The organism is Vibrio sp. SCSIO 43132 (assembly GCF_019904195.1).
Lineage (GTDB): Bacteria > Pseudomonadota > Gammaproteobacteria > Enterobacterales > Vibrionaceae > Vibrio > Vibrio nigripulchritudo.
Genome location: NZ_CP063200.1, coordinates 2,063,813 through 2,089,658, shown reverse-complemented (window position 1 = coordinate 2,089,658; position 25,846 = coordinate 2,063,813). Strand labels below are relative to the sequence as shown.

Genomic DNA, 25,846 nt, shown 5'->3' with positions numbered 1-25,846 from the left:
TTAGGTCAACGGAACCTAGCTTCTCTGACTGAGCTGGACGTAGAGCTGATTGGAGTCTTTCCAGCCTGAGACCCGGTGCGGATTTGAGCCGACCGCTTTTTCAGACCAGAGGACAGATGGGATAGAAAGAGTAAAAAATAGATAACTCGGCGGGCGATCTTCTCCGCCCAACTGAGCAATAAGTTCGTAATCCGGGGTGGGAACGACGCGTTCCTGTGCCCACGAGACAACACGAGAAGAAGCTATAAGCCCTTCGGGTATGCGCTTGGAGTGGGAATCAAAATCGCCAGATTGGCTAACATCGGTGGAAGAGGAAGGTTCATCACCGAGTTGTACTTCAATTTGATGAGACTGAGAGGGATAGCCAGAAACCTCCGCCTGTGCAAACGCGGATTGGCTAAAAGTCAGCAGTAGCGAAAACAGCAGGACTGCCAAGGTTCTCATTAATATAAGTCGCTCATCAAATTTGTTGGGTCGATAGTATTCCTGAACGATTCTTCGGACAACTAAAAAAATCTAAATCTTACTTATCGATTTCTTATCATAGAGATTTAAACCTCGATCAGCGATTTGCTGTCGCCGCCAACGTGACGCCTGCGCCAATAAATGTGGTGCCAAAAATGCGGGATAATCGGCGAACAGGCACGGTTTTCGTTGAACGTCGCAGAAGTTTAGTGCCCCAGTAACCATAGGCGGTTAAACACAAAGCCGAACACACAATCAAAGTACCAACGAGCAGGGAAAACTGTGCGGCAAGGGGTTCACTCGGTGTAATGAATTGTGGAAACAGAGCAGTAGTAAAGACTATGGCTTTCGGGTTGGTGAGTGCCACCATAATACCCTGAAAATACAGGTTAGATTTACGATACTGGTTAGGTGATTCAGAAGCATCAAAGTCAAACTGAATCCCATGTCTCCACATTTTCCAGCCCATGTACATCAAATACAAAGCGCCAATAAACTTGATCGCCAGAAATGCAGATGTAGAGCTGAGTACTAAAGCACTGAGCCCCAATACCGAACACAGAGACATAATGAATAAACCACTGACGTTGCCAGCAATCGCCATGAGTGAGCGTTTAAACCCTTTACTTAATGAGTGAGTCATCACCAACAGAATGGCAGGACCGGGAGTAACGGTGGCAAGAAAGGCAATCGACAAAAACGCCAGCCAGTTTTCTAAAGACATAACACCTAAGATACTGAAATCCATTTCACTTACCTCACACAGAGACACGAACCTTCATCATACTATCCTGCTTATTGATTTAATGTTAATTAGGGGCGAAATTTTGTTCGAAAGCGCCTTCCAAACGCAAAACCTGTGGGTAGGTTCGCCATTATCGGAACTGCAATAACATTTGTAATTGTCTTCTATACCCAAGCTACCTCAAGATGTTAGGTTCAGCGAGTGTTGCTTAGTTTTCAGGCAAGACATCGATTTGAAGATCTAGTGGGTCTAAATCAAGAATCGATAACGCAGCATGAGAGCTAAGCAAACTCGCCCTTGGGAGCTTATCTTCTGTCTCATTTCATCGTTAAAGAATTTGGAAAGGACGGGTCATTCCACTGCATTCTTTGCCTTGAACTGAAACAGAAGATAGAGCTCTGAATCCTACATCCTGAGGTGGCTTGGGTATACGCCAACCTAATACAGAGTGTGATTTCTAAATGAAAAGGAGTAATCAATGACAGCAGCAAGCTTTTTTCGATTGGTATGTCTGGCCGCCATTTGGGGGGCGTCATTCCTTTTTATGCGGATCGCCGCCCACAGTTTTGGTCCTGCTTACCTGATCGAGTTTCGTGTGCTTTTTGCTGCCATTAGCCTGTTACTGGTGTCGCTGTTTCTTCGTCGTCGATTAGTTTTATTCAAATATCCGAAGCACTTTCTGATCATTGCATCATTCAACACGGCTATGCCTTTTATGTTGTTTGCCTATGCAGCTCAGACCCTGAATGCGTCTACTCTGTCGATTCTAAATTCCACCGCCGTCATCTGGGGGGCAGTGATTGCCTATTTCTGGCATCGCACGCCTTTGTCGATGAAAGGCGCATTAGGTTTAGTGCTCGGTGTGATTGGTGTGGCAGTGTTAGTTGGGTGGGATGCCGTGAAAATCGGTGAAGGTGCAACCCTACCTATTATTGCTGGAGTGATGGCTGCCTCTTGTTATGGCATTGCGACTAACTATGCGAAAAACGCCCCCAAGATATCGTCGTTCGATAACGCACACGGCAGCATGTGGGGAGCGGTTATTCTGGTGTTGCCACTGTTACCCTGGCTACCCATGCCGCAAACTCCTACAACGGTGGAATGGTCCTCTGTTGTAGTACTTGGGGTCTTATGCACTGGTCTGGCTTACCTTCTTTATTTCCGGCTGGTGGATGATATTGGTCCCGCTTCTACGTTATCAGTGACCTTCCTGATTCCTTTCTTCGGGATTCTATGGGGCAATCTGGTGCTGGATGAACCAATTGGTTTCAATACCACGGTTGGAACCCTATTAGTGGTCAGTGGCACTATGTTGGTCACAGGTTTCTCCCCCAAAAACGTTTTGCGCAGGAAAGTCGTTTAAAGCCCGGGTTTTTCCGCATTTTCTTGAATGGTTATTGTGATGTTTTCAATGAAACTCTTAGGATTACTAACTGGTTAGAAGCTAAACCTGAGCAGGACTTTCTGGATGGGTTGGAATTTCTGCCGATTTTAATTCGAATATGTGCTTTAGCTAATGTAAGCAGTGAAAATGCCAATTTCCTATCACAATCTCTTTCTCTGAATGTAAGAAGAAAGTAAAAGCCTCCCTTGAAAACATGTGTTGTTACAATTATTTCTGTCTCACAAATGCGAAATAGAGATATTAGTCGACTATTAATGTGGTTTTGAGTCAAAACGGTTTGATTCGAGATCCCCTACTGCTTATGTTTGTATTCAAAGGCACTTGCGCATCACTGATCCGATCAGCGTGCCTTAAAAAGGAATGAGTAGTAGTCCAAGCTGAAAGGTAGTTGCTAAATGGGCATAGACGTAAAACAATCTGGTCACGATCTCTGTTTACGGAACCAAACTGGTTCTGTGCCTCTGCCCCCCCAAGACTTCTCTGGGCAAGACAAAACCCGCTTTCAGTTTAAAAACGAAATCATCGTTAGCGAAAATAAGAAGTTACTTGCCAGCGAGTTGTTATTGTCGCAGGAAGACGCGTCTATCCACACTTCTTTTATGAAGGGAGAACTTGGAAAACGCCTTGCCAAAGATATTCTGGACCAGCAGCTTCACTTCCTTATTTCTGTCGATCCCGCTTCTTTCCCATTTGAATGTCTATTCCTGAATGTTGAACGTCATGCCCTTGGCAATAAGAAGACAGTCAATTTACTGATAGCTGTGCACTCTCATTTGCGAAGCTATGGTAAGTCTCTGGTTATTGAGACCACTGAAAGACAATATTCAATTGAAAACAAAGACTACCTGTCTGGAATTGAAAAGCTGAAACAGGTTGGAGTTAAACTGGCTCTGGATGATTATCAGGTGGGTGATGACTTTCGGGACGACGAGCTCAGTGCTGGCTTTTACGATTACGTGAAAGTAGACAATCCCTTTTTTAATCTTGAATCCGGACTCGCTGAACCTAATCAGAAGCTGGACATCATTCTTAGTCAGAAAGCCGCCAGTGACGCGAAGTGGATTGTGGAAAGGGTAGAAGATCAAGATTCACTCAATCAATTGCTACCCTTTGCGTTTTGGGGATATCAGGGGTATCTCTTCAATCCGTTACAGGAACATTATCCTGAGTATTCTCTGTTTTAACTGCCGAAACTTTGATTCGACGTTTGGTTCGCCACAGGTTGATAAAGTTAGGCAGCAGTGAAACGGCGATCATACCCATCATTAATCCGATTTGAGCGGCACTGTAACTTTCGTTCATGAGCAATACTCCACCAGTGATACCCGCTACCGGGTTTGCGATTCCACTGAATGTGAACTCAACAACCGTCATCTTACGAATCAGCCAGACATACATACCATACGCAAGTGCGGTATTCAGAAGCACTATCCATGTAATACCCGCCCAGTTTCGGATGCTGATGTCGTTACTTAGAACGGCTTGATAAGTGGCGGGATCTACCCAAAACTGAAGCCCGGTAACCAGCCCGAGAACTACCCCGCCAATAATGAGCTGCCAGCTCAGCACTCCCCACCAGTGCATGTCCTTAGACAGATTCTGAGTGAGCATGCTGCCAATAACAATACAGCAGATGGCACAGAACATGGCGACCAGTCCGACAACGCTGAGCGACAACTGGCTAGGATCAAATAAGAACCACGCAAATGCCACCAGAATTCCCCCGGATACCACCTGAACCATAGATGGTCGCTTTTTGAACCAAAGCCATTGAAAAATCATCGCAAAGATAGGGACGGAGACCATACCAACACCGGAAATTGCTGCGGGTAGCGTTGCCGCCATCAGGAAGATCATCGCAAAGAAAGCGCCAATGTTAATCACAGACAAGATAAGAAGAGGTTGCCATTGATGTCTTGCAGGTATCACGGGTTTCAGTGCGAAAAGCAGTAAGCCAGCGGGCAGAGCACGAACAAAACCCAGCAGCAGAGGTGGCCAGTCCGGAACGGTGTACTGGGTAACTGCGTAAGTAGTACCCCAAAAGAAAGCGGGGATCATGGCTAGGAATATATTCATGTTAACTATATCAATGTGAAGATAATGGTGGCTAATGTACGCCTATTTTACGTCCATGTAAAGTATCTTTATGTGAAGATATATTTAATTTCAGAGAGGAATACAAAACCAGTATCTGCAACTAAGCTTATTATTTGAGCTATATAAAAAAGAAATATTAGTAACTTTAAAGCCCTGATACGGTCAGGTTTGATGGGGGCGTGACCGAGCGATAGGCATGAGAAACGACAAGCGAAGCTGCTGATAAACGGAGAGAGTGTGATTGGAGAAAGAGTGTGATTAAAGCGAAACAGCTCTATATGCCTGCTATTGCGATGACTGCATTGTTCGTCGGCTCGATTGCTGTGCTTCAGAAAGCCTTGTCAGAATCATACGTCAGCCTGATCACAAATGAATTACACATTGAGCTGGATAGTATTATTTATGGGTTGTCGGTTTCCGTAGATTCCCCTTCTTACCAAGCCTTTGATGAATTTATTGAGAAAACGCCTTTTGCTCAAAAGCGGCATGAGATCAGCATTATTTCGGAGCAGGGTAAGCTGATTTTTGATACAGGATTATCCAAAGCCCAACTGATTCGCCAGCCTCCACAAAATAACCATCCAGAGTTTTCAAACGCACTGAAGCTGGGAGTAGGCAATGCGATGCGCTTCAGTGAAACCAAGGGGATCGAATATCTGCATGTCGCTAAACCTTTCGCCTTACGCGATTTTTATGGCGTCGCACGGATATCGGTTCCCATCGAATACATCAACTCAGCCATAGACAGGTTCATTACCTTCTTTTTCTTGGTCATGTGTTCTGCGCTGGCGGTGATGCTGGTGATTACCTACCTAAACAACCGTCAAATTGTTCAACATCTGGCGAAAAAAGAAGACAGATACAAAGCACAGTATGCACAGCAGACTCGGGAAGTGGAGTTACTCAACCGCCTTGCCAGCTTGCTGGCGGCATGCAGTACTATCCATGAAGCGGAGCAGGTGGTGAAAGATCTGGCGCCTAAGATACTTGGGGATGTTTTAGGGGCGGTTTCAATAATGCGTTCTTCAAGAAATTTGCTTGAAGTAAAACTGGTGTGGGGCGGTGACTGGATTGGCGATAACATCTACCCGCCGGATGATTGCTGGGCACTGCGTAAAGGGAAAAGCCATATGGCGAGAGACGATCTCGCTGCCATGCCCTGTAAGCACATGCCAAATGTAAATGACGAGCAAGTGCTTTGTATTCCTTTAATCGCGCACGGCAACACTGTAGGTATGATGCATCTGGCTTTTGGAGACGAAGAGGAGTGCCGGCGCCAGTACAACCTCTGTCGCACTGTTGCGGAACATATCGGATTAGCCATTGCGAACCTGGAGCTTCAGGAAGAGCTGCGACGACAGGCACTGAGAGATCCTCTGACTGGTCTATTTAATCGCCGCTATATGGAAGATGCCATCGAGCAGGACATGAATGTCGCAAGTCGCAAGAAACAGAGTTTCTCGCTGCTGATGGTCGATATGGATCATTTCAAAATCTTCAACGACAATTTCGGGCACGATGCCGGTGATTTTGTGCTTAAGCAGCTAGCAGGCGTGTTGCTGAAAGCCACTCGGGAGCAGGACAAAGTGTGCCGGATTGGCGGAGAAGAAATCGCCATTTTACTGCCCGATACGTCACTGGAAGAGTCTATTCTTGCTGCCGATAACGTATGCAACGCCGTCAGAGACATCAACCCAAAACTTAATGGTCAAATGCTTGGAAAGGTGACGGTTTCGATCGGTATCGCAACCTACCCAGAATCATCTAATGGAGTGGAAGGGTTACTGAAAGATGCGGATATTGCTTTGTATCAGGCAAAAGAGAATGGGCGGGACCAACATGTGCACAGCGGCTTAAAAACCACCGCTGTGCCCCTGAAAACGCTGCCTCGTGAGGCAAGTTCAGGGTAGAGAAAACTTAGTTCAGAGCTTTGTCCACCGTTTCTTTAAGCTGAGCGTATGGAATAAAGCCCGGAACGATCTCATCGTTAATGATGATTGCCGGAGTGCCTCTCAGACCCAGTTCGCTGAATGCCTGCATGTTTTTCGACACGATGCTTTGCTCTCGCTCACCTGTTTCCAAGTACTTTTCTGTTCCTGTGTCTTTAGCGATGCGATTGAGTGAGTCGGCATCGTGACGGGTTGGGTGAGCCACCAACTGGCGGTGAACTTCGGCAAATTTCTCTGGCTCTTTTTCCCACACTTTCAAAGCGTAGAAAGCAGAGTTAGTGTTGGTACCACTTGCAATCTGCTGCTGTAATGGCACGTAAACATTTACCACCTGCACATCTTTAACTTCAGTAAGTAACTTCGCCAGACCGATTTCCAACCGCTTACAATAAGGACAGTTGTAATCCGTGAAGTTAATGATGGTCAGTTTCGGATTGTCCGAACCTGCTTTACTGTGTTCTGGCGCTTTAGTCAGCCATTCTCTTTGATCTTCTAATGCCTTTTCCGTGCGCTCCAACTGCGCAACGTAACCTTTCAGGCTCTGATTTAAGTCTGCAATGATTTGTGGATGACTGCGAAGAATAGAATCGATTTCCGCCAGTTGAACACTTTGCTCCGGTGTGAGCTGTTCTGAAGGTTTGACGGCATCGGCGACACTTACGCTCACCATACTGAAGGCAAGACTTATTCCGCCAAGCCACTTGGTTATTTGAGTCATTTTCTGGTTCCTTATGCCAGCAACAATCTGAGCCACAATCCCCATGGAGTGGAGAAACCTGTGGTCATTGAATGAATTTCACCATCTTTGACGATGGCAATAGTTGGGGTAACTTGAGCTCGCCAGTATTGATTAATGCTGCCTTTCAAGTCGTTGATGACTTTGAAGTCATAGTTTTTATGTGTCATGTATTCCTGAAGGCGTTCGTCTTCACCAGAAGCGAGCGCTATTGAGACCACTTCATAGTGACCGGAAAGCAAATCAATGGTTGGGCTGGTCAGGGTACACACGCCACACCAGGTCGCCCAGAAGTAAACCAGAACAGGTTTTTCCTTGCTGAGCTCTTTTAAATCAACGTAGGTGCCATCTATGGTCATCCCTCGCGTTTCTGGCATGTCATAAAAGTCGACATGCTTGGTTCTCCACCAATCCAGTAAGCCGGTAATAAGGACAATCAGTAACAGGTAGCCAGTGAGGTTTCTTATTATTTTAAACATTGGGTCAGTTTCCTCTCGCCGCTTCTAAAGAGCGTGAAATCGAATCATGTGTAAGCAAAACAGGCAATGGAGTGCCTAAAGGTGAATCTGGTCCATAGACGACGTTTAGTGGTACGCCATAACGTCCGTGGCTCATTAAAAACTCGGTAATTTTACTGTTGGCAGTCGTCCAGTCTCCGCGCATCAGTACGACATTTTTTTCCTGTAAATGTTCATACGTAGGAGACTGAAGAAGTGTGCCGATTTTGTTGGCTTTACAAGTGATGCACCAATCCGCCGTAACGTCGACAAACACCAGCTTGCCATCAGCGACGTGAGCTCGAATGGCTTGCGAATCCAGCGGCTGCCAGTTTAAGTCATCGACGATTGGTTCAGCCCAGTATGATGATGTTGTACCTGCGATGATCATACCCAGTCCAACCACCAGTAACGTCGCACTGCTGAATATTGCTACAAGCCTTGCACCGTACTTTGAAGTGAGAAGGATCAAGAGTAAAACCAAGGTCGCGATTCCCGTGACGACGGTGCCAAACTGACCGATATGCGCATGTAGCAGCGAGATCAGCCAGAAAGTGGTGAGCGACATCATCAATGCAAAGACAATCTTCAGCTTATTCATCCATGCGCCGGGCTTGGGAAGAAAGCGCGTGCTATTCGGAAAGAGTGCGAAGACGAGCCATGGCGCTGCAAAACCCAATCCAAGAAACGTAAAGATAAGCAAGACATTCTGAACGCTTCCGCCAAGCGCAAATGCGACGGCGGTGCCTAAGAACGGAGCACTGCAAGGTGTCGCCAATAAAGTAGCAAATGCCCCCTGAGCAAAATGGTTACCCAACCCTTTTCCGCGATCCTTCGCCAGCGAGTCTGACACTTTTCCAGGCAATTTGATTTCGAATACACCAAACAGGTTGAGGCTGAATGCCAGGGTAATCAGTGCCAGAAAGGCAAGAAACCATGGCTGTTGAAACTGGATACCCCATCCGATGGTGTATCCTGCCCACTTTAAGCCAATCAGGGCAAACGCAATCAGCCAGAACGAAACCAGTATTCCAGCAGCGGATGCAAAAAATTGGGCTTGTTGAGTTCGCTTGTTAGGCGCAGATAAAAGCAAACTGTTTATTTTGATGCCGAGAACAGGCAACACGCATGGCATGACATTCAGAATGAGACCGCCAACAAACGCAAACCAGAGCATGGAAAGCAGATTGCCACTGATTTGAAATACGTTCCCTTTCTTCCACGTCGTCGATAGTTCCTGCGCGAGCAGATCATCAAGAACCGTAACTCGCAAAGAAGGCAAATCAAATTGAACTTTGCCAAAGGTATTCGATACCTGGCTTACGGCTGTTAACGTTATTCCTTCTATTGATAGAGAAGGTTGCTGGAATTGATCGTCTGAATCTTCTGTGGTTTCGATGAATACGTTCGGATTCTGCCAGCCATCAGGATGAAACAAAGTCACCTGAATCATTGAGCTTGTCTCGTCCCAGACAACCTCTTTGATTTCGGCTTTTCCCTCTTTCAAAGGCACTTTGGACATCGCCTGGTTGTGACGCAACAAGATTTCAGAGTCAGGAACTAGTTCAGCTGGAGTAAAACTGAGAGAGACAGGGTAGTCGGTGAGCACACAAATGTCGGTACAGCTTGGCAAAGTTATGGTTGCGTTAAACGTGGCACTTTCGTCCCAGTTTTTAAGCTGAATATCGAGCGGAAACGCCACGTAGTTTTTATAGCCCTGAACCGTTAAGCCAAACTGCTGGAAGTAGTTTGGACTTGGCCAGTGCCAGTTTATCTGATCGATGTTTGTAGATGGAGATAACCTGATGGAAGGTGCTACACCGCCCTCTCCGGGTGATCGCCAGTAGGTTTTCCAATTATCTTCCAGCGTGACTTCTAACAGCGCGTGCACCACCTTTTGATTTTTATTCGTGGTGCCGGGCAACGATAACTTCACTTGTACTGGAGGGTGCTGCTCATTCGCCATCCACCCGGTTGTATTCGCCGCAACACTCGGCGAAATACAGAAAAAGAGCAGCAGAAGTAGCAGCAACTTAGGGCAGTTAGGCATGATGTCAGGTGCGTGATGGTTTCTCATATCTTTTGAAATTGTATACCTAATACCCAAATTCGGGAGCGAAAGGATAGTGATCAGGGCTGCGTTTTCATGGTTTGATGAACACGAAACCTGAGCTAATCGAAGAATCTGGCAAAAGAGTTGTATCTATTGCGAGGGAATAGACCCAGGTTTAGCGGAAAATATTCCCAAAAATAAGAAAATTTTTTTGACAAACAGAGGGTTCGGAAATTGGAAAAACGAGAAATTCCTACAAAACTTTCATGAACTCTGTGTGAATATTGTGGAATTTGCACACAGATATCACAATCAACGTTATTTTTTGACGATAATCGAAGAAAAACATATACACACAGCGGAAACTCGCGTAACTTGGAGGTTGGCCTGTACACAGACCTATTTATTTGCTGTTTCTGACTCAAGAAGTCTTCTCTAACCTACTGCTCTGCGGTCTGTTCCTGAAGTGTTTTCTTTTCGATGTTAAGACCTCTCATAAGTAATTCTAATTCCGGCTGATATATTGGCACGATTGTCGTGCTACGAGATACAAAGATTCAATTTAGGAAATACCCATGTCTAAGACAACTGGCACAGTTAAGTGGTTTAACGAAGAAAAAGGTTTTGGTTTTATTACTCAGGAAGACGGTGGTGCAGACGTATTTGTACACTTCCGCGCTATCACTGGTGACGGATTCAAAACACTTGCTGAAGGCCAAAAAGTGTCGTTCGAAGTAGAACAAGGTCAGAAAGGTCCACAGGCTGCGAACGTAGAAAAAATCTAATTTAATCGTTTAGATTAGATCAGAATATCGCGCCCCGCTTTCTCTTTGAGAGAGCGGGGCGAATTTGTTTTTAGGATAAGAAAGTGTGTTTCTTATCCTTTGTTTTCTATAGAAAATACAATTTACGTTAGGCTTTGAGTGCCAATTTTGAACCATCAAATTTGAGATGGCTTAGGAGTTTCTGCACATTCTTTTTACCCTTCTCATCAAACATCATCCCGTAGCGGGCATAGTGATGAGAACGCTGCATATTACATATTGTTCCACTCAAAATAGGCAAATCCAGTTTGCTGCGGGTTCGTTCAACAATCGCAATCTGAACTTTCTCTTCGATCTGGAAGGTCCGAATCAACGGGCTGGTCACGATTCGACAACCACCTTTCGAAAGATCACGTACCTCACACTCCAAACGCTGACCGTTATATGCCACAACCGCGGCAAGAGAAACGTCGTATCTTGGTTCTTTTCTTAGCTGAAGTACTTTCATGGTGCTCGGGATAGAAATCATAATCATGCGAACGGGCTCGTTCACAATGTGCATGATCTGACTTCTGAAATAGATGAGTGCACCTTCTCCGCGGGGTGAAATGGCTTTCACGTTCACCCAAAACCCTTCCTGAAAGAAGTATTCGTAGTCTTCGTCTGAAATATCTGGGGCTGCAAGTAGAATAAAATCTGATCCATACGTACCGATAAAGGGCGTAATCCCCTTGTAATTGATACCTACAGGTGTCGAGATATTGATCGTCGTGTCACTATTGTGCTCAATCATCCCTAATGCATCAGAGCTTTTTAGTGTTGTTTCTGCGCCTTTAAATACTTCTTGCTCAGTATTGCTTTGAAGATTAGCCTCTGCAGAGTTTCCAGCCATGGTGTTCCTTTTCGACTTTAAGTCTTTGTAATGCTTTATCTTATCGTTGTTTTTCCGATTACAACGGTACTCATCATCTACAATAAGGTCAATAGATTGAAGTACTTATTAACAAAGTTAGTGAGTACGATGTCATTATAAGGAATGATTTATAAAACAGCTAAATCATCATTGCCTAATGTGAGCTGTGCGAATAAATTGCGCTCAATTTTCCAGCATCGGTCCGGCACATACATTCAAAAGCTCAAATTTGAGTCATTGTATGTGTTTAGTTTAGTAATAACTCACTCTGTTAGCTAATTCTTGCCAATTGAGCGAGAATACACAGCATTCATCAATACTTTAAGAAATTCTGAAATGGACAAATTGCAGCCACCCTTTGCGCCGTGCAAGAAAGCACTCATCCAAAAACTGTGGGGTGATTTTGGGCGGCTTGAGCGCTGGTATTTGGACTCTGAGTGTCGTCAGTCTGTTATTGCCAAATGGATAGAACTGCCGGACACACTTGCTCATCCCAGAGGGTGGAATACAGCGAGATCGACAGAACGAAAGCTGGCTTCCTATGTAATAGAAGCAAACTGGTATCAGCATTTTTCCAAACAAAAAGATCCTCGCTGTTTAATGCCCATTGGCCTTGATGTGGATCCTAATCCAGCCAACTATGTAATCGTCATGTCTGATCTCAATGATTGGGGGCTAACCCAAATAGTCAAAGAGTCCTCTCTTGTCCATTGGAAGCTCTGCCTCAAGTGGCTCGCCAACTTTCATGCAAAACATTTAGGTTGTGAGGAAACCAATCTTTGGGATCAGGGGACATACTGGCATTTGGACACCCGACCAGATGAATGGGAAGCGATGCCAGACAGTGACTTAAAACAGCAAGCGTCAGCCATTGACGAGGCGTTAAAACATACCCCATTTCCTACCCTGGTTCATGGCGATGCTAAGTTAGCAAATTTCTGTTTTTCCGAGGACAACGCTCAGGTCGCCGCTGTCGATTTCCAATACGTCGGTCATGGTTGTGCGATGAAAGACGTGATGCTGTTCATCAGCAGCTGCGTACCTGTCGATCAGGCAAAAGATTTTGAGGAATTGTTGTTAGATTACTACTTTTCTCAATTTGAAGAGGCGATTTTGTTCTATCATCCAGAACAAGACGCAAAGCAGATCACCGAAAGCTGGCGTCCCTTTTACTACCTGGCTTGGGCGGATTTTCTAAGGTTCCTAGAGGGATGGAGTCCAGAACACTGGAAGATCAATAAATATTCAAAAGCATGTGCTACAAAAGGATTGTCTTACCTCGCGAAGTAACGAATTTTCTGGAATACCATATTTCCAAATGATTGAGCTGTTTTTTTGTAAATGATAATTATTATTGTTTGATATATTGTAAACGTTACAGAAATTTTGTAGTTTTTCTCAACAAATTTGAAATAGGTAAGTTTTTGGGATGCGTATCGCGGTTAGCTGAGGTAAAGTAGCACGCTGTTTTAGCTCAGTTGAACACTAAGTAGCCCATAGCTCTTACCTCTCGGACTGATAGTTAACACCTATTGTTAATTTACTTGGGACACTGATAGTTTGTGTCCCATTAAAATCCCTCTTTTAAGGAAAGATGATGGTAATACCTGAAAACAGCTGCATCGTTATCTTCGGTGCCTCTGGCGATTTGACTTACCGTAAGCTGATCCCTGCTTTATACCATTTGTATGCAAATAAGCAGCTTCCAGAGTCCTTTGCGATTTTAGGCGTGAGTCGTACCGAGTACAGCGACGAGTCTTATCGCGACAAGTTGAAACGCTCTCTTCAGGAAATGGAAAAAACGGAACCTGAAACGTTAGATGCGTTTATTGATCACCTTCATTACCAAGCGATCAATACTTCTGACACTAGCGATTACGCAAAACTGGCGACGCGTCTGGATACACTGTCCGACATTTACCAGTTTGAACAAAGCAACATCCTCTTCTACCTAGCCACTCCACCAAGTCTGTACAGCGTGATTCCAGCAGCACTTGCTGCTCATGGTCTCAACGACGAAAGTAAAGGCTGGCGTCGTCTTATTATCGAAAAACCATTTGGTTACGATCTGGAATCGGCTCAGAAGCTGGATAAAGAAATCCACGAACATTTTCAGGAACACCAGATTTACCGCATCGACCATTACCTGGGTAAAGAGACGGTTCAAAACCTGTTGGTTTTCCGCTTCTCTAACGCGATGTTTGAACCACTGTGGAACCGTAACTTCATTGATTACGTTGAAATCACAGGTGCAGAGTTCTTGGGTGTTGAAGAGCGCGGCGGATACTACGACGGCTCTGGTGCGGTTCGTGACATGTTCCAAAACCACTTGCTGCAAGTACTGGCAATGGTGGGTATGGAGCCGCCTGCACAAATCAACGCAGACTCTATGCGTGATGAAGTGGTAAAAGTGCTTCAGTGCCTGAAGCCGCTTGATGAATCAGACCTTCGAAACAACCTTGTTTTGGGTCAGTACACAGGTTCGGATGTACGTGGTGAATTCCTACCGGGTTATCGTGAAGAGCCGGGTGTGGCAGAAGATTCTCGTACCGAGACTTATGTTGGCTTGAAAGCTTACATCAACAACTGGCGTTGGAATGGTGTGCCATTCTACGTGCGTACTGGTAAGCGTTTGCCAACTCGTGTAACAGAAGTGGTCATTCACTTTAAACGCACGCCTCACCCAGTATTCGGTTTGGATGCGCCAGAAAACAAACTGATCATCCGTATTCAACCAGACGAAGGCATTCAGATGAGCTTTGGTCTGAAAGAGCCAGGTGCAGGTTTCAACGCGAAAGAAGTGAAAATGAACTTCCATTACGCTTCTCTGGAAGAAACGCAAATGCTGACGGCATATGAGCGCCTGCTTCTTGATGCGCTAAACGGTGATGCTACTCTATTTGCCCGTAGTGATGCAGTAGAAGCTTGTTGGCAATATGTTCAGCCTATTCTGGACTTCAAACAAGATCCACAAGCGCTGTTTGGCTACGCATGCGGAACATGGGGACCAATCGAATCCGACAAGCTGCTTCAGCGCGACGGACGCGCATGGCGCTTCCCTTGTAAGAACCTTACCGACACGGATTACTGCGAACTATGATCAATCATAAGATCTTCCAAACTGCGGATCAGGTAGTAGAAAGCCTAGCAAACGAGCTGAAAGCGTTCAGCGAGCAAGGCAAGCCTGTTCACATTTCTTTGTCTGGCGGCAGCACGCCAAAGATGTTGTTCAAGCTGCTTGCGACAGACGCTTACGCTACATCCATTCAGTGGAACAACCTTCACTTCTGGTGGGGTGATGAGCGCTGCGTAGCACCGGATGATGCGGAAAGTAACTACGGTGAAGCGAATACATTATTGTTTAGCCAAGTAGAGATTCCGGCAGAAAACATTCACCGCATTCGTGGTGAAGACGAGCCAGCAGTTGAAGCTGAACGCTTTGCAAAAGAAATGGCAGATGTAATCCCAACCGAAAACGGCACGCCAGTGTTTGACTGGATCCTGTTGGGTGTTGGTGCAGATGGTCACACTGCCTCCCTGTTCCCGGGGCAAACCAATTATAACGATGAGAACCTAGCTGTTTTGGCTTCTCATCCTGAATCCGGTCAAATCCGCGTATCCAAAACAGCAAAAGTTCTGGAAGCGGCAAAGCGCATTAGCTACTTGGTGCTAGGCGCAGGCAAGATCGAGATCGTACACGAAATTCACACCACTCCAGCGGAAGCGTTGCCTTATCCGGCGGCGAAAATTCAGTCCAAAGCGGGCGAAACCGAGTGGTACTTAGATTCAGACGCAGCAAGTAAAATTGCCTGATCGATTAATGGAGATAAATAATGAAAGGTGATATCGGTGTTATTGGCCTAGCAGTAATGGGTCAAAACCTTATCCTAAACATGAACGACCACGGCTTTAAAGTGGTTGCTCACAACCGTACTGCTGCGAAGGTAGACGAGTTCCTAGAAGGCCCGGCGAAAGGCACAAACATTGTTGGTGCATACTCTCTAGAAGAGCTAGTAGAAAAGCTAGAAGCACCACGTAAAGTGATGCTCATGGTTCGTGCTGGTGACGTTGTAGACACGTTCATCGAAAACCTAATCCCACTTCTGGACGAAGGCGACATCATTATCGACGGTGGTAATACTAACTACCCAGATACAAACCGTCGCGTAGCGCATTGTCGCGAGAAAGGCATCCACTTCATCGGTACTGGTGTATCTGGTGGTGAAGAAGGTGCACGCTTTGGTCCTTCAATCATGCCAGGCGGTGCGCCTGAAGCTTGGGAAGCGGTTAAGCCAATCTTCCAAGGTATCTCTGCAAAAACTGACGCTGGTGAGCCTTGCTGTGACTGGGTTGGTAACGATGGTGCGGGTCACTTCGTTAAGATGGTACACAACGGCATCGAATACGGTGACATGCAGCTTATCACTGAAGCATACCAGTTCATGAAAGACGGTCTTGGTCTTTCAGCTGACGAAATGCAAGCAGTATTCGCTGACTGGAACAAAACTGAACTAGACAGCTACCTAGTTGAAATCACGGCTGACATCCTTGGCTACAAAGATGAAGACGGTGAAGCTCTTGTTGAGAAAATCCTAGACACAGCCGGTCAGAAAGGTACTGGTAAGTGGACGGGTATCAACGCACTAGACCTGGGTATTCCTCTAACGCTTATCTCTGAGTCTGTATTCTCTCGTTGCCTGTCTGCACTGAAAGACCAGCGTGTTGAAGCTGAAAAACTGTTCGGTAAGACGATCACTCCAGTTGAAGGCGACAAGAAAGAGTGGATCGACGCACTTCGCCAAGCGCTTCTTGCATCTAAGATCATCTCTTACGCTCAAGGCTTCATGCTAATGCGTGAAGCGTCGAACGAAAACGGCTGGGACCTAAACTACGGTAACGTAGCACTAATGTGGCGTGGTGGTTGTATCATCCGCTCTGCATTCCTAGGCAACATCCGTGATGCGTACGAAGCAAACCCAGACATCGCGTTCCTAGGTTCTGACGAGTACTTCAAAAACATCCTACAAAACAGCCTGGCAGCATGGCGTAAAGTAGCAGCGAAATCTCTTGAGTCTGGTATCCCAATGCCATGTACGATTTCTGCGCTATCTTTCTTAGACGGTTACACAACTTCACGTCTTCCAGCTAACCTGCTTCAAGCTCAGCGTGACTACTTCGGTGCTCACACTTACGAGCGTATCGACCGTGAGCGTGGCGAATTCTTCCACACGAACTGGACTGGTACAGGCGGCGACACTGCGTCTACTACTTACGACGTTTAATTGCTTCGTAATCCAAATTCAAAGGGTGCCAATCGGCGCCCTTTTTACTTTTTAAAGCTTCTATATCCTGAAATTGGATCACAATTGCAAACTCGTATGTGAAAAATAGCCCCTTTCTACCTATTCATTGAAGTATGGTTACCTGCAATAGATAAATTATATTTTCGAGGCAGCAATGGCTTTAATCTTCATTCCTTTCGTTTCTCTGTTTTTTGTATGGCGAGATTTGCATCGCACGGAATGGATAGGAACATTCTACTTTTTGGTTTACGCCATCTATCTCACTTTCTTTGTCGAACTGCCTGACCATCATCGGATAGGAAGCTTCGCTATCGGAGTTCCCTTTACTTCATACATGGCAATTCTATTCCCAAGTTGGCAGCAGGAATACCCTGAAGGTGTTTTGCAGGTACTCGGCTTTGGTGGGATTACGGTAACCTTTATAAGTTTGCTAGTGCTATTTTAACTGCTTTCTAAAACGAGCAATTTTGTTCAAGCTGAGCGATGATAAAAGACGTAACCTGGACTCATGAAGGATAAACGGGAAATTGACCATGCAGGACAAAAATCAATTTCACTATCAGGGAAATCAGAGCATTGACGGGCTAATACTGCTGAGCGCTAGCATGAGCGATTTTACGTACGACAAACACGCCCATGAAGAATATTCCTTTGGCGTAACTTTAAAAGGACGGCAAGACTTCTTCTGTCGAACTCAGTTTCACCAAAGTCCAGCGGGTGGGGTGATGGTATTCAACCCAGAAGATGTGCACGACGGGCAATCTGGGGGAACAGAAGATCTTGAATACGTCATGCTCTATGTTCATCCAGACGAATTGGTTTCGCACTTTCAGACTTTGGGAGTCGTAAACCCCAATCAGGCAAGAGTCAAAGAAACGCTGTCGAGCGACCCTATACTTCGTCAGCAAATTTTGACCCTGTCACGCTGGATGTCTGAAGACGGCGTATCTACTGTGGAATACGATGCTGCGTTGCTTGAAGTTGCCCATTCCATTATTCGAATGAGTGGGCAGGCACCTGAGATACCCGTGAAAAACACACGCCGTGAAACCCTGCTTCAAAGAGCCAAAGTCTTTATTCATGCGCATGCCAGAGAGGACATCTCAATTGATGACATCAGCCACGCATGCAATATGTCGAAATACCATCTGATTCGGGTCTTTAAAGCGCAATACGGCATGACGCCTCATCAATACGTGCTCAATTGCCGACTAAATCTGGCGAGAGGATTTCTGGAGTCGGGGAAAACCGCTACCGATATCGCCCAAATAGCCGGATTTGCTGACAGCAGCCATTTCAACCGGCGCTTCAAGCGTGTTTATGGAATGACGCCAGCACAATACCAAAAACAACGCCTTTCCTAGACTTTTATCAAGAGATAGATCCAATGTTCGAAATCTTCGCCTACGCCATAGGGGTCATGTACACGCCCGGACCTGTAAACCTATTGGCACTCAACGCTGGGCTGCAAAATAACACCAAGCAATACATTGGCTTTTACGCTGGAGTAGGTGTCGCAATGTTCATTTTGTTTGCCTCGATAAGCTGGGCTGGGAAAGCATTAATTCCAACAGCATGGCTACCCGTTGTGGCAGTGGTTGGGTGCAGCTACATCCTTTACATCGCCTGGAAACTCTATCGCAGTCAGGTTGCGTCGCTAAACGTGGAAACTCATGTTCTTAACTTTAAAGACGGCTTCGTTATGCAGTTGCTTAATCCAAAAGCTCCAGCTGCCGTTTTGCCTGTTGCCGCTGTACAGTTTCCTGCAATTGGGATTCAGGGAAGCGAAGCAATGCTTTGGTCTGGCGTACTTGCCACATTAGCTTTTGGTGCCCCCAGTTCTTATTCAATGCTAGGGGAAGTGGTCGGTCACAAACTCAGGAGCCCAAGGGTTTTCTCTATTTTTAACAAAGTATTAGCTTGGCTACTCGTTGTTGTCGCGATCAGTTTAGGTTACGAAACCGCTTACCTTCCCCTCTTGAATCATGCCGTATGAAGCTCATCGCAAACACCAACTTCTGACAATTGATTACACAATCCTGATTGAATATTGAGCACAAAGTCATTAGTATCTGCTTCTTTGTTGCGTCGCACTCATTATTCAGGCGCAGTAAATCATGCAGTTTGAGGTTCTAAGATGTTCAATAAATACTATGTGTTCGTACCAAGTGAATTGGAAAACGAGCAAGATAACAAAGATAACTCGTCATGCGAGAAGGAAGCTCAACGTCAGGCATTGGTAAAGCAAGCCCAGGAAGAAGCGCTTTAATCCAATACATTTGGATTCCGCAATTTCACTGCTCCATGCATTTAAAAAGCCTCGAAGACCATATCGATCTTCGAGGCTTTTTATTTATTACAAATACTACTTAAACTTTGAATAATAAATGTTTTTCTCATATATAATTCTTTAACATTATTATTTTGTGATTCCTAATAGGTTTGACTTTTGATTTATCTGTTAGCGTTGACTTGAGCATAGACTTCTTTACTTCACGTTACATACTTTAAATGAACCTAAAAAGGTAAGTTATGAAGAATAGTCGATTATTTCTGTTGTTATTTAGTCCGTTAATGTCATTAAATTCAGAAGCGGCTGGATTCTCAAAATCATGGTTTCAGCCAACTCTAAAGGTAAATAATGATCCTGTTTGTCAAACGATGCTTCCAAAAACAAAAGAACTATGGGATGGAGATATAGATCGAAACTTTCCATCTTCTTTAGAACGCAATGCAGGTAAAGAAATTAAAATAAACGGAAATACTATCTATTTAACTTATTTTAGGCATGCAGGCTGTGGAGGTGCTTGTGAAAGATATCAATATCTAGCATCAGTTCAGCCATTTCCTAACCGGAGGGACGACAGGGATTTTTATAATGAATTATCAGAAAGATCACCTCCAATAGGAGAAGGGCACATTTTATCTTCAGATGATGGGAAGTATTACCTTTATGTCTCTGGGAAGGAAGAAGATCAACTTCACCAGTTACTCGGTGATGCTTCTTGGAAGCATCTTTGCACTTTAAATAAAATGCCAACGACTGAGCAAATCAAATTAATAAAAAGCGATTACTATGAAATGCAAGATACTCTTTTAAGTTTGAGAGGGTATGTACGAGGTCTGAGACGACAGTCTGGATCGGCTAGTTTCTGTGGTTCGATGGCAACTCATGGACGTTGGTCTATCAGGATAAGCGATGAGTTTAAAAGATTACTTCATGCACCAAAACAAACACCGGAAAAAGTAAATTACAATAATTACGATGATTCTACATATGAAATAGATTTTAGAAACTTGGAGCTTTGGGCGCTACAAGGCTTAAGTGAATATGAAGCTTTTAATTCCTATGTTAGAAAAATTAATTCTGCAACAGTTGAATTGACTCAATTCTACCAAGACCATTTTCATTGGGGGGCAGTTGAGGCGGAAAAAATAGCAAATTATGCCTTAAAAAGTGCTATTAGTTCTGGAATAAGGTTTTATATGTATAAACCCTTTGAAACTGAAGAAGAAATCCAGTTAAGAAGGGCAATTTTGCAAAAGCTACCTATTGATCAGATAATGAAAATAGATGTATCTCATATGGAAAAAAGCTCTCAAAAAATTGGATGGTACGATACGAATGAAAGCATATTAAATGCTTCCGTCACATATCCAAGAGCGATTGCATATCTTTTAGAAAAAGGGTTTGACCCTAATAATAAAAATGTCTTCAACAAGACTCCGCTAATGTATGCGGCTCAGTATGATAGTTATGAATCAACTAAGCTACTTATTGAAGCGGGAGCTCAAGTGAACACTGGCACAATTATTCCTGATGATAGGTGCCAATATACCCTCCGAACATCGAATATGTCACCTCTACATTACGCAGTCAGATATGCCAGCAAGGATTTAATACAGCTACTTCTCGATAATGGCGCATCGAAAAATTTTGGTGTTAGGAATGAGCGTAACCATCCGGCGACTATTGAGTATCCGATAGACTGGTTGACAAAATATGTAAATGATAATTTGACTGATGACGATCGGAAAGAGTTAACTGAAACCTTAAAATTGTCGTCGCATTGATTTCAAGCTATTGATTAAAAGACCTCGAAGACCATATCGATCTTCGAGGTTTTTTTGTGTGTCCACAACGCGTTTTGGATACTCAGATTAGCGAACTCGTTCATTCCCTTTTACACTGAAATGAAAGCACTTTTGATGATCTTGCTATTAAGTAATACAGTATAACTGTGTTCGGTTTAACTCTAATTGAGAATACTTGATGGATCCATTAACGCAGGGCTTACTAGGCGCTTCTTTGCCTCAGTCGGTGAGCAAAAAACAGAGCGTGGTTGTTGCTGGGGCGTTAGGGCTGCTCGCAGGAATGGCTCCGGATTTGGACGTGCTCATTCGTTCATCAACCGACCCACTGCTGTATTTGGAATTCCACCGGCAGTTCACTCATTCACTCCTTTTCATCCCTATTGGAAGCTTAATCTGTGCCTTGGTCTTGCATCCGCTGATCGCAAAAAGACAGGGGCTATCGTTCAGGCAAAGCTGGATCTTTTGTGCACTAGGTTATGGTACTCATGCGCTGCTGGATTCCTGCACCAGCTATGGCACACAGCTGTTTTGGCCCTTGAGTAATGCACGTTATGCCTGGAACACGGTGTCTATTATTGATCCTGTATTTACGCTACCTATTCTGGTACTACTTGTATTTGGAATACTGAAGCGAAACCCTTTGTTCGCCCGTGTCGCCTTTCTTTGGGTGTTGCTCTATCTGACGTTTGGAATGATTCAAAGAGACAGAGCGGAAGCGGCAGGCTGGCAATTGGCACAAGAAAGACAGCATGCACCGATTAAACTTGAAGCCAAACCAAGTTTCGCGAACCTTTTACTTTGGAAAGTGGTTTATGAAACCGAAGACAGCTATTACGTGGATGCAGTAAGGGTGGGAACGTCGGTGAAAACCTATACCGGTGAATCCGTGGCTAAGTTAGATGTCGGCAGAGACTTCCCTTGGCTCGAACCTGATTCACAGCAAGCTAAAGATATTGAACGTTTCCGCTGGTTTTCCAATGGGTATGTCGCGCAGGACCCAACTGATGAGTTACGTATCATTGACGTACGTTACTCTGTTGTGCCAAATCAGCTAAATGCGCTTTGGAGCATCAGGTTATCTCCAAGCGCTTCTGAGGAAACGCATGTAGAGTATGCTACTCACAGGGACAACTCCGCAACGTCCAGAGCATTATTTTTTGAAATGCTATTGGATGATTGATGGAAGCCACTTTGGTGGCGCATAACATAGGGAAATGAATCGCTTATGAACTATCAGACCTTTCAACCACACCCAGATCTAGAGTCGCTAATCAGTTGCTACTGGACTTTGGAAGTCCCTGAAATGGAGGAGACTCAAAGACAGCGAATCATCCCAGACGGCAATATCGAAATGGCGTTCATTCTGGGAGACGATATCAAAAGGTATACCTCTGAAGATAGCTTCATTCTGCAGCCCAGAGCCATGGTATTGGGGCATATCATCGACCCTTTTTATATTGAGGCGACGGGGCGCGTCGACACATTTGCGATCCGATTTTACCCCTATGGCTTTGCCAACTTTATAACCGTACCTATCAAAGCATTGGAAAATACCGAGACGCCGTTAGCTCAGTTATTCGACGAAAAAACGGCTAATCAACTGGAACAAGACATTATTAGGGCAGCAGATACGAAACAAAGAATAGAGATAATCGAATCATTTCTTCTGAATAAGCTTAGTGAACAGAAGACAGTGGATAATATCGTTAAAACAACAATAGACACTCTATTCGCAACTAAAGGAAGCACATCGATCAGCAAGATCCTCAAAGAAGACCCATCCAAAAGAAGGCAACTTGAAAGGATGTTCGTTAAACAAATTGGTGTCAGCCCGAAACAGTTAGGTAAATTGATTCGGATTCAAAGCGCGTTAAAAATGATGCTTAACCAAGAGGAAAACCTTACCCAAATCGCCTACCAGAATGATTACTATGATCAATCGCACTTTATTAAGGATTTCAAAGAGTTTACCGGAGTCAGCCCAAAAGAATTCTTAGGAAATGAAAACATGACTCTCTCTTCCATGTTCTATAAGTGAATTCAATTTGTCGCATTTTTACAATTCCTTTTCCCATTGACTGCATAACCTTTCCTTAACATTTCAATCAGTAGATGTGAGGGTTACATGAGAAAGGTAATGCTGAGTCTTACCGTTGCAATGTTAGCTTTTGGCTACACTGTTTGTTATGGCGCAGACCGAGTTGAATCAGAAAAACCAAAAGGCGATTCAGTCATGAATCAAAATGGAGAAGGTATGAACAGTTATATTTCTATTTTTGAAATCCCAGCAACAGATATTTCAAGAGCCATCAATTTCTATCAGGCAATCCTCGGCATCAATATTGAGCAGATGGAAATGCCGGGCATGGAAATGGGCTTGTTTCCTTATGAAGATCAGGCAGTGATTGGCGTGGTTTTAAAAGAAGAAGGTTTTCAACCTTCGTCAGGTGGTGTCACGGTATACCTAAACGGGGGAGACAACCTTCAGGTTGTTCTTGATAAAGTGGAAAAAAACGGCGGCAAAATCGTTATTCCCAAAACCGCTCATGCTGACGAAAGTGGATTCTTTGCCATATTCCGCGACTCAGAAGGAAACAGAATGGGGTTACATTCCCCAAATTAATTCAGGAAGAGCTAACATCTGATAACGGTTAACGAATAACGCCAAGATCATACTTCAGTCTTGGAGTATTCTTGAACCTGCACATCGACTCTATTTATTTGAAAAGCCTCGAAGAACGTAATGGTTCGGGAGGCTTTTTTGTGTTGTAGGGAAGTGTAATTTGCAAAAAATCCCTGCTCTGGATTAACCAGAACAGGGATCAAATGAGAGAATACTAAAAATAGCGGGTATTAGTTGGCAGGTTCCCAGTTACCCCACTTATCTTTTTGATATGACACTTTAGGGTTATCACCACCCTGAGCCCAGTTTCGCGCTCTCCATTTTTTGTTTTCGAAAGTTACGATATCACCAGTTCGGTAAATTTTTGTCGCATCCCATAGGTCTGCAGGTGGCTCAGTTGGCTTTGTTGGTGGCTCAATTGGCTTCGTTGGTGGTTCAATTGGACCGATAGAGCCAGCTTTAACACCTGTTAGGATTTTACAGTCCTCTTCAGTCAGTTTGTTTCCGTTAACGTCGATAAGTCCACACGTATTAATAACATTAGTCATGTCCAGTTTAGTTTGAGTGACTTTGTAGCCTAAACCTTCACGTGCAGCATTGATGTGGTAACCAGGATCATGATCGACCATCCAGTTGAAAATACCGCCCAGATTACGTTTTTTCGCGTACGCCGCTTTCGCGTAAACTGTTCGAGGTGTATCAACACTTATGTACTGTTTTGTGGTCTTGTTGAACAGAAAGTCTGCATTCGCATCGATGTCGGTGTAAATCTCATAGCCCTGCATGCCAGCAGCACCTGTGCTCTTAAAGCTCACGAGCTTGTTCGCGTAATCGTAAAGCTCAGAAGAACCCGTATCATAAGATTTGTTTGCAGCATTACCCGGCGTAAACGAACCAATCAGTGGAGAAACGCTTTGAAGGTTCACTTGACCAGCGTTACGGCTGTAGTTTGCATAACCAATCTGAATCGCCGTTGATGGAATGCCAAGCACGTCGATCATGTAATCAATGGATTTCTCAGCAGAGTGGAACGTATCGTCATTCTTAAGCTGCTCGCCAGACAGGTTAGTGTGGTGAGCAAGTTTGTCCTGCCATTCACCCATGAAGTCATACGTCATTAAGTGAACATAATCCAAACCGTTATCGATCAATGCTTTGATGTTTGACGCGTCCAGTTTTGAAGCAGGCGCACCAGCGGCGATAGCAATTTTCTTGTTTTGCATACCAGCAGCATCTAGAGCCATACGAAGCTCTTTGATAAGAAGCGCGTAGTTCTTACCATCGTCTGGAGACCACGAGTTTTCACTCGCACCCGCACCACCTGGGTATTCCCAGTCAATGTCGAGCTGATCAAACATTGGATACAGAGTGAACCACTTCACTGCACTGTCGACAAACACTTTACGAGATTCAAATGTGCTTGCCATACGAGAGAATGGTTCAGATAGCGACCAGCCACCCACACTGAAAGCAAGCTCTAAGCCTGGGTCACGCTTCTTCATTTCACGAAGAACAGCAACCAAACCACCAGCGTGTTCCTGACCTGCTTCAAAAGTTGCAGGTCCGTTTAGTTCACTTACCCAGTTACCGCTACCTGCGCCAAGATCCTTATGGAGATCTGCAAATGGGTCGGTAAACACAATGGTGAAGTCAGGGTAACCGCCATCGGCACACACTTTCTTCGCAGACTTAACAGCAGAAGTAATCGTTGGGTCACCAATCTCGGTGCCACAAAGCGCCATGAAGGAATAAACTAACTTGTCGTATTTTCCTTCAATGTCATTGATATCAAAACTACGATCGTATCCACCCCAGTTAGAGACATAACCTGCTACTGGTAATAGCGAGGCGTTGTCTTCATAAGTATTAAATACTTTCTCAGCCTGAGTCCATTTCGGACCACTATACGCAGCGGTACTGCACGCTGCTAATATAGCTAAACTTACTATTTTCATAGATGTTTTCATTTTATCTACCTTTAATAAAATTTAAGTTTTAATGATTTTAAATGTTTCTTGTTTTACCAAGATTATGTTTGTTGCTGCTAATAATTACGTTATATATTTTATAAAATTTGATCCATATGCCTGTTGTTGTATATGTATTTTATTAAAGTCACATTTTTACGATGATTTGGTTTTAAAGTTCAATAAAAACAAAGGGTTGAATTTAAATGTCAATTTGATGTTATTATATTTTCC

General features: G+C 44.5%; 24 protein-coding genes. 16 read left to right on the top strand and 8 right to left on the bottom strand.

The genetic code is table 11. From position 1 onward, the window contains the following. Positions 1-15: 15 nt before the first annotated feature. Both INR79_RS27615 and INR79_RS27610 read right to left on the bottom strand, forming a co-directional pair. The gene (locus INR79_RS27615) at positions 16-444 is read right to left on the bottom strand and encodes a hypothetical protein (RefSeq protein WP_223098175.1); all 429 of its coding nucleotides are present in this window, start codon (positions 442-444) and stop codon (positions 16-18) included. Between the two features lie 118 nt (positions 445-562). Then, on the bottom strand, positions 563-1,213 hold the full coding sequence (locus INR79_RS27610) for a LysE family translocator (protein ID WP_022606798.1): 651 nt from the start codon (positions 1,211-1,213) through the stop codon (positions 563-565). A gap of 475 nt (positions 1,214-1,688) precedes the next feature. Between INR79_RS27610 and INR79_RS27605 the strand changes: the two genes are divergently transcribed. Then, positions 1,689-2,573 (top strand): DMT family transporter, encoded by an 885-nt coding sequence (locus tag INR79_RS27605; protein WP_223098172.1) that lies wholly within the window; start codon positions 1,689-1,691, stop codon positions 2,571-2,573. Between the two features lie 437 nt (positions 2,574-3,010). Continuing rightward, positions 3,011-3,799 (top strand): EAL domain-containing protein, encoded by a 789-nt coding sequence (locus tag INR79_RS27600; protein ID WP_004402834.1) that lies wholly within the window; start codon positions 3,011-3,013, stop codon positions 3,797-3,799. On the opposite strand, the gene INR79_RS27595 is transcribed toward INR79_RS27600, so the two are convergent. Then, positions 3,756-4,691, bottom strand: a complete 936-nt coding sequence (locus INR79_RS27595; RefSeq protein WP_223098169.1) for a DMT family transporter — start codon at positions 4,689-4,691, stop codon at positions 3,756-3,758. The genes INR79_RS27600 and INR79_RS27595 overlap by 44 nt on opposite strands. A 275-nt stretch (positions 4,692-4,966) precedes the next feature. Between INR79_RS27595 and INR79_RS27590 the strand changes: the two genes are divergently transcribed. Beyond that, positions 4,967-6,622: a diguanylate cyclase gene (locus tag INR79_RS27590; protein WP_022597267.1), complete on the top strand. Its 1,656-nt coding sequence runs from the start codon at positions 4,967-4,969 to the stop codon at positions 6,620-6,622. A 7-nt stretch (positions 6,623-6,629) separates the two neighbouring features. On the opposite strand, the gene INR79_RS27585 is transcribed toward INR79_RS27590, so the two are convergent. The 3 genes from INR79_RS27585 to INR79_RS27575 are packed head-to-tail and all read right to left on the bottom strand — an operon-like array spanning position 6,630 to position 9,971. After that, positions 6,630-7,379 (bottom strand): DsbA family protein, encoded by a 750-nt coding sequence (locus INR79_RS27585; protein WP_022597265.1) that lies wholly within the window; start codon positions 7,377-7,379, stop codon positions 6,630-6,632. A gap of 11 nt (positions 7,380-7,390) precedes the next feature. After that, on the bottom strand, positions 7,391-7,876 hold the full coding sequence (locus INR79_RS27580; protein ID WP_004402844.1) for a protein disulfide oxidoreductase: 486 nt from the start codon (positions 7,874-7,876) through the stop codon (positions 7,391-7,393). A 4-nt stretch (positions 7,877-7,880) separates the two neighbouring features. Then, positions 7,881-9,971 carry a protein-disulfide reductase DsbD family protein gene (locus INR79_RS27575; protein WP_223098166.1) on the bottom strand — a complete coding sequence of 697 codons (2,091 nt, stop codon included), beginning with the start codon at positions 9,969-9,971 and terminating at the stop codon, positions 7,881-7,883. A 551-nt stretch (positions 9,972-10,522) separates the two neighbouring features. Between INR79_RS27575 and INR79_RS27570 the strand changes: the two genes are divergently transcribed. Beyond that, positions 10,523-10,732: a cold-shock protein gene (locus tag INR79_RS27570; RefSeq protein ID WP_004402847.1), complete on the top strand. Its 210-nt coding sequence runs from the start codon at positions 10,523-10,525 to the stop codon at positions 10,730-10,732. A gap of 127 nt (positions 10,733-10,859) precedes the next feature. Here INR79_RS27570 and INR79_RS27565 read toward each other — a convergent pair whose 3' ends face one another. Beyond that, on the bottom strand, positions 10,860-11,603 hold the full coding sequence (locus INR79_RS27565; protein WP_004402849.1) for a flagellar brake protein: 744 nt from the start codon (positions 11,601-11,603) through the stop codon (positions 10,860-10,862). A 357-nt stretch (positions 11,604-11,960) separates the two neighbouring features. Here INR79_RS27565 and INR79_RS27560 point away from each other — a divergent pair, with 357 nt between their 5' ends. The 12 genes from INR79_RS27560 (at position 11,961) to INR79_RS27510 (ending at position 23,645) form a co-directional block, all read left to right on the top strand. Further along, entirely contained in the window at positions 11,961-12,914 is a 954-nt protein-coding gene (locus tag INR79_RS27560) for a phosphotransferase (RefSeq protein WP_223098163.1), read from the top strand. A 307-nt stretch (positions 12,915-13,221) separates the two neighbouring features. Beyond that, positions 13,222-14,724 (top strand): glucose-6-phosphate dehydrogenase, encoded by a 1,503-nt coding sequence (gene zwf / locus INR79_RS27555; RefSeq protein WP_223100336.1) that lies wholly within the window; start codon positions 13,222-13,224, stop codon positions 14,722-14,724. After that, positions 14,721-15,437 (top strand): 6-phosphogluconolactonase, encoded by a 717-nt coding sequence (pgl, locus tag INR79_RS27550; protein WP_022612050.1) that lies wholly within the window; start codon positions 14,721-14,723, stop codon positions 15,435-15,437. The genes zwf and pgl overlap by 4 nt, the downstream gene beginning before the upstream one ends. Positions 15,438-15,457: 20 nt before the next feature. Further along, on the top strand, positions 15,458-16,906 hold the full coding sequence (gene gnd, locus INR79_RS27545; RefSeq protein ID WP_004402854.1) for a decarboxylating NADP(+)-dependent phosphogluconate dehydrogenase: 1,449 nt from the start codon (positions 15,458-15,460) through the stop codon (positions 16,904-16,906). A gap of 175 nt (positions 16,907-17,081) precedes the next feature. Continuing rightward, positions 17,082-17,372: a hypothetical protein gene (locus INR79_RS27540; RefSeq protein ID WP_223098160.1), complete on the top strand. Its 291-nt coding sequence runs from the start codon at positions 17,082-17,084 to the stop codon at positions 17,370-17,372. Between the two features lie 88 nt (positions 17,373-17,460). Continuing rightward, on the top strand, positions 17,461-18,291 hold the full coding sequence (locus INR79_RS27535) for an AraC family transcriptional regulator (RefSeq protein ID WP_223098148.1): 831 nt from the start codon (positions 17,461-17,463) through the stop codon (positions 18,289-18,291). Between the two features lie 23 nt (positions 18,292-18,314). Then, positions 18,315-18,923 carry a LysE family translocator gene (locus tag INR79_RS27530; protein WP_223098146.1) on the top strand — a complete coding sequence of 203 codons (609 nt, stop codon included), beginning with the start codon at positions 18,315-18,317 and terminating at the stop codon, positions 18,921-18,923. A gap of 141 nt (positions 18,924-19,064) precedes the next feature. Continuing rightward, positions 19,065-19,196 (top strand): hypothetical protein, encoded by a 132-nt coding sequence (locus INR79_RS28230; RefSeq protein ID WP_022590686.1) that lies wholly within the window; start codon positions 19,065-19,067, stop codon positions 19,194-19,196. A 263-nt stretch (positions 19,197-19,459) separates the two neighbouring features. Continuing rightward, positions 19,460-21,001 carry an ankyrin repeat domain-containing protein gene (locus INR79_RS27525; RefSeq protein ID WP_223098143.1) on the top strand — a complete coding sequence of 514 codons (1,542 nt, stop codon included), beginning with the start codon at positions 19,460-19,462 and terminating at the stop codon, positions 20,999-21,001. Between the two features lie 199 nt (positions 21,002-21,200). Continuing rightward, on the top strand, positions 21,201-22,202 hold the full coding sequence (locus INR79_RS27520; RefSeq protein ID WP_223098141.1) for a metal-dependent hydrolase: 1,002 nt from the start codon (positions 21,201-21,203) through the stop codon (positions 22,200-22,202). 45 nt (positions 22,203-22,247) lie between these two features. After that, a complete protein-coding gene (locus INR79_RS27515; RefSeq protein WP_022561955.1) occupies positions 22,248-23,060 on the top strand; it encodes an AraC family transcriptional regulator in 813 nt (270 codons plus the stop codon). A gap of 87 nt (positions 23,061-23,147) precedes the next feature. Then, the gene (locus INR79_RS27510; RefSeq protein WP_223098139.1) at positions 23,148-23,645 is read left to right on the top strand and encodes a VOC family protein; all 498 of its coding nucleotides are present in this window, start codon (positions 23,148-23,150) and stop codon (positions 23,643-23,645) included. A 230-nt stretch (positions 23,646-23,875) separates the two neighbouring features. Here INR79_RS27510 and INR79_RS27505 read toward each other — a convergent pair whose 3' ends face one another. Next, complete coding sequence (locus INR79_RS27505) at positions 23,876-25,600, bottom strand: glycosyl hydrolase family 18 protein (RefSeq protein WP_223098136.1); 1,725 nt, start codon at positions 25,598-25,600, stop codon at positions 23,876-23,878. Positions 25,601-25,846 lie beyond the last annotated feature (246 nt).

Excerpts from the sequence above, each read along its gene's own strand:
- INR79_RS27565 (WP_004402849.1), bottom strand. The coding sequence starts at position 11,603 with ATGGCTGGAAACTCTGCAGAGGCTAATCTTCAAAGCAATACTGAGCAA.
- INR79_RS27540 (WP_223098160.1), top strand. The coding sequence starts at position 17,082 with ATGGCTTTAATCTTCATTCCTTTCGTTTCTCTGTTTTTTGTATGGCGA.
- INR79_RS27530 (WP_223098146.1), top strand. The coding sequence starts at position 18,315 with ATGTTCGAAATCTTCGCCTACGCCATAGGGGTCATGTACACGCCCGGA.
- pgl (WP_022612050.1), top strand. The coding sequence starts at position 14,721 with ATGATCAATCATAAGATCTTCCAAACTGCGGATCAGGTAGTAGAAAGC.
- INR79_RS28230 (WP_022590686.1), top strand. The coding sequence starts at position 19,065 with ATGTTCAATAAATACTATGTGTTCGTACCAAGTGAATTGGAAAACGAG.
- INR79_RS27520 (WP_223098141.1), top strand. The coding sequence starts at position 21,201 with ATGGATCCATTAACGCAGGGCTTACTAGGCGCTTCTTTGCCTCAGTCG.
- INR79_RS27575 (WP_223098166.1), bottom strand. The coding sequence starts at position 9,971 with ATGAGAAACCATCACGCACCTGACATCATGCCTAACTGCCCTAAGTTG.
- INR79_RS27610 (WP_022606798.1), bottom strand. The coding sequence starts at position 1,213 with ATGGATTTCAGTATCTTAGGTGTTATGTCTTTAGAAAACTGGCTGGCG.
- INR79_RS27580 (WP_004402844.1), bottom strand. The coding sequence starts at position 7,876 with ATGTTTAAAATAATAAGAAACCTCACTGGCTACCTGTTACTGATTGTC.
- INR79_RS27505 (WP_223098136.1), bottom strand. The coding sequence starts at position 25,600 with ATGAAAATAGTAAGTTTAGCTATATTAGCAGCGTGCAGTACCGCTGCG.
- INR79_RS27615 (WP_223098175.1), bottom strand. The coding sequence starts at position 444 with ATGAGAACCTTGGCAGTCCTGCTGTTTTCGCTACTGCTGACTTTTAGC.
- gnd (WP_004402854.1), top strand. The coding sequence starts at position 15,458 with ATGAAAGGTGATATCGGTGTTATTGGCCTAGCAGTAATGGGTCAAAAC.
- INR79_RS27570 (WP_004402847.1), top strand. The coding sequence starts at position 10,523 with ATGTCTAAGACAACTGGCACAGTTAAGTGGTTTAACGAAGAAAAAGGT.
- INR79_RS27535 (WP_223098148.1), top strand. The coding sequence starts at position 17,461 with ATGCAGGACAAAAATCAATTTCACTATCAGGGAAATCAGAGCATTGAC.
- INR79_RS27515 (WP_022561955.1), top strand. The coding sequence starts at position 22,248 with ATGAACTATCAGACCTTTCAACCACACCCAGATCTAGAGTCGCTAATC.
- INR79_RS27510 (WP_223098139.1), top strand. The coding sequence starts at position 23,148 with ATGAGAAAGGTAATGCTGAGTCTTACCGTTGCAATGTTAGCTTTTGGC.
- INR79_RS27585 (WP_022597265.1), bottom strand. The coding sequence starts at position 7,379 with ATGACTCAAATAACCAAGTGGCTTGGCGGAATAAGTCTTGCCTTCAGT.
- INR79_RS27595 (WP_223098169.1), bottom strand. The coding sequence starts at position 4,691 with ATGAATATATTCCTAGCCATGATCCCCGCTTTCTTTTGGGGTACTACT.
- INR79_RS27605 (WP_223098172.1), top strand. The coding sequence starts at position 1,689 with ATGACAGCAGCAAGCTTTTTTCGATTGGTATGTCTGGCCGCCATTTGG.
- INR79_RS27525 (WP_223098143.1), top strand. The coding sequence starts at position 19,460 with ATGAAGAATAGTCGATTATTTCTGTTGTTATTTAGTCCGTTAATGTCA.
- INR79_RS27560 (WP_223098163.1), top strand. The coding sequence starts at position 11,961 with ATGGACAAATTGCAGCCACCCTTTGCGCCGTGCAAGAAAGCACTCATC.
- INR79_RS27600 (WP_004402834.1), top strand. The coding sequence starts at position 3,011 with ATGGGCATAGACGTAAAACAATCTGGTCACGATCTCTGTTTACGGAAC.
- zwf (WP_223100336.1), top strand. The coding sequence starts at position 13,222 with ATGGTAATACCTGAAAACAGCTGCATCGTTATCTTCGGTGCCTCTGGC.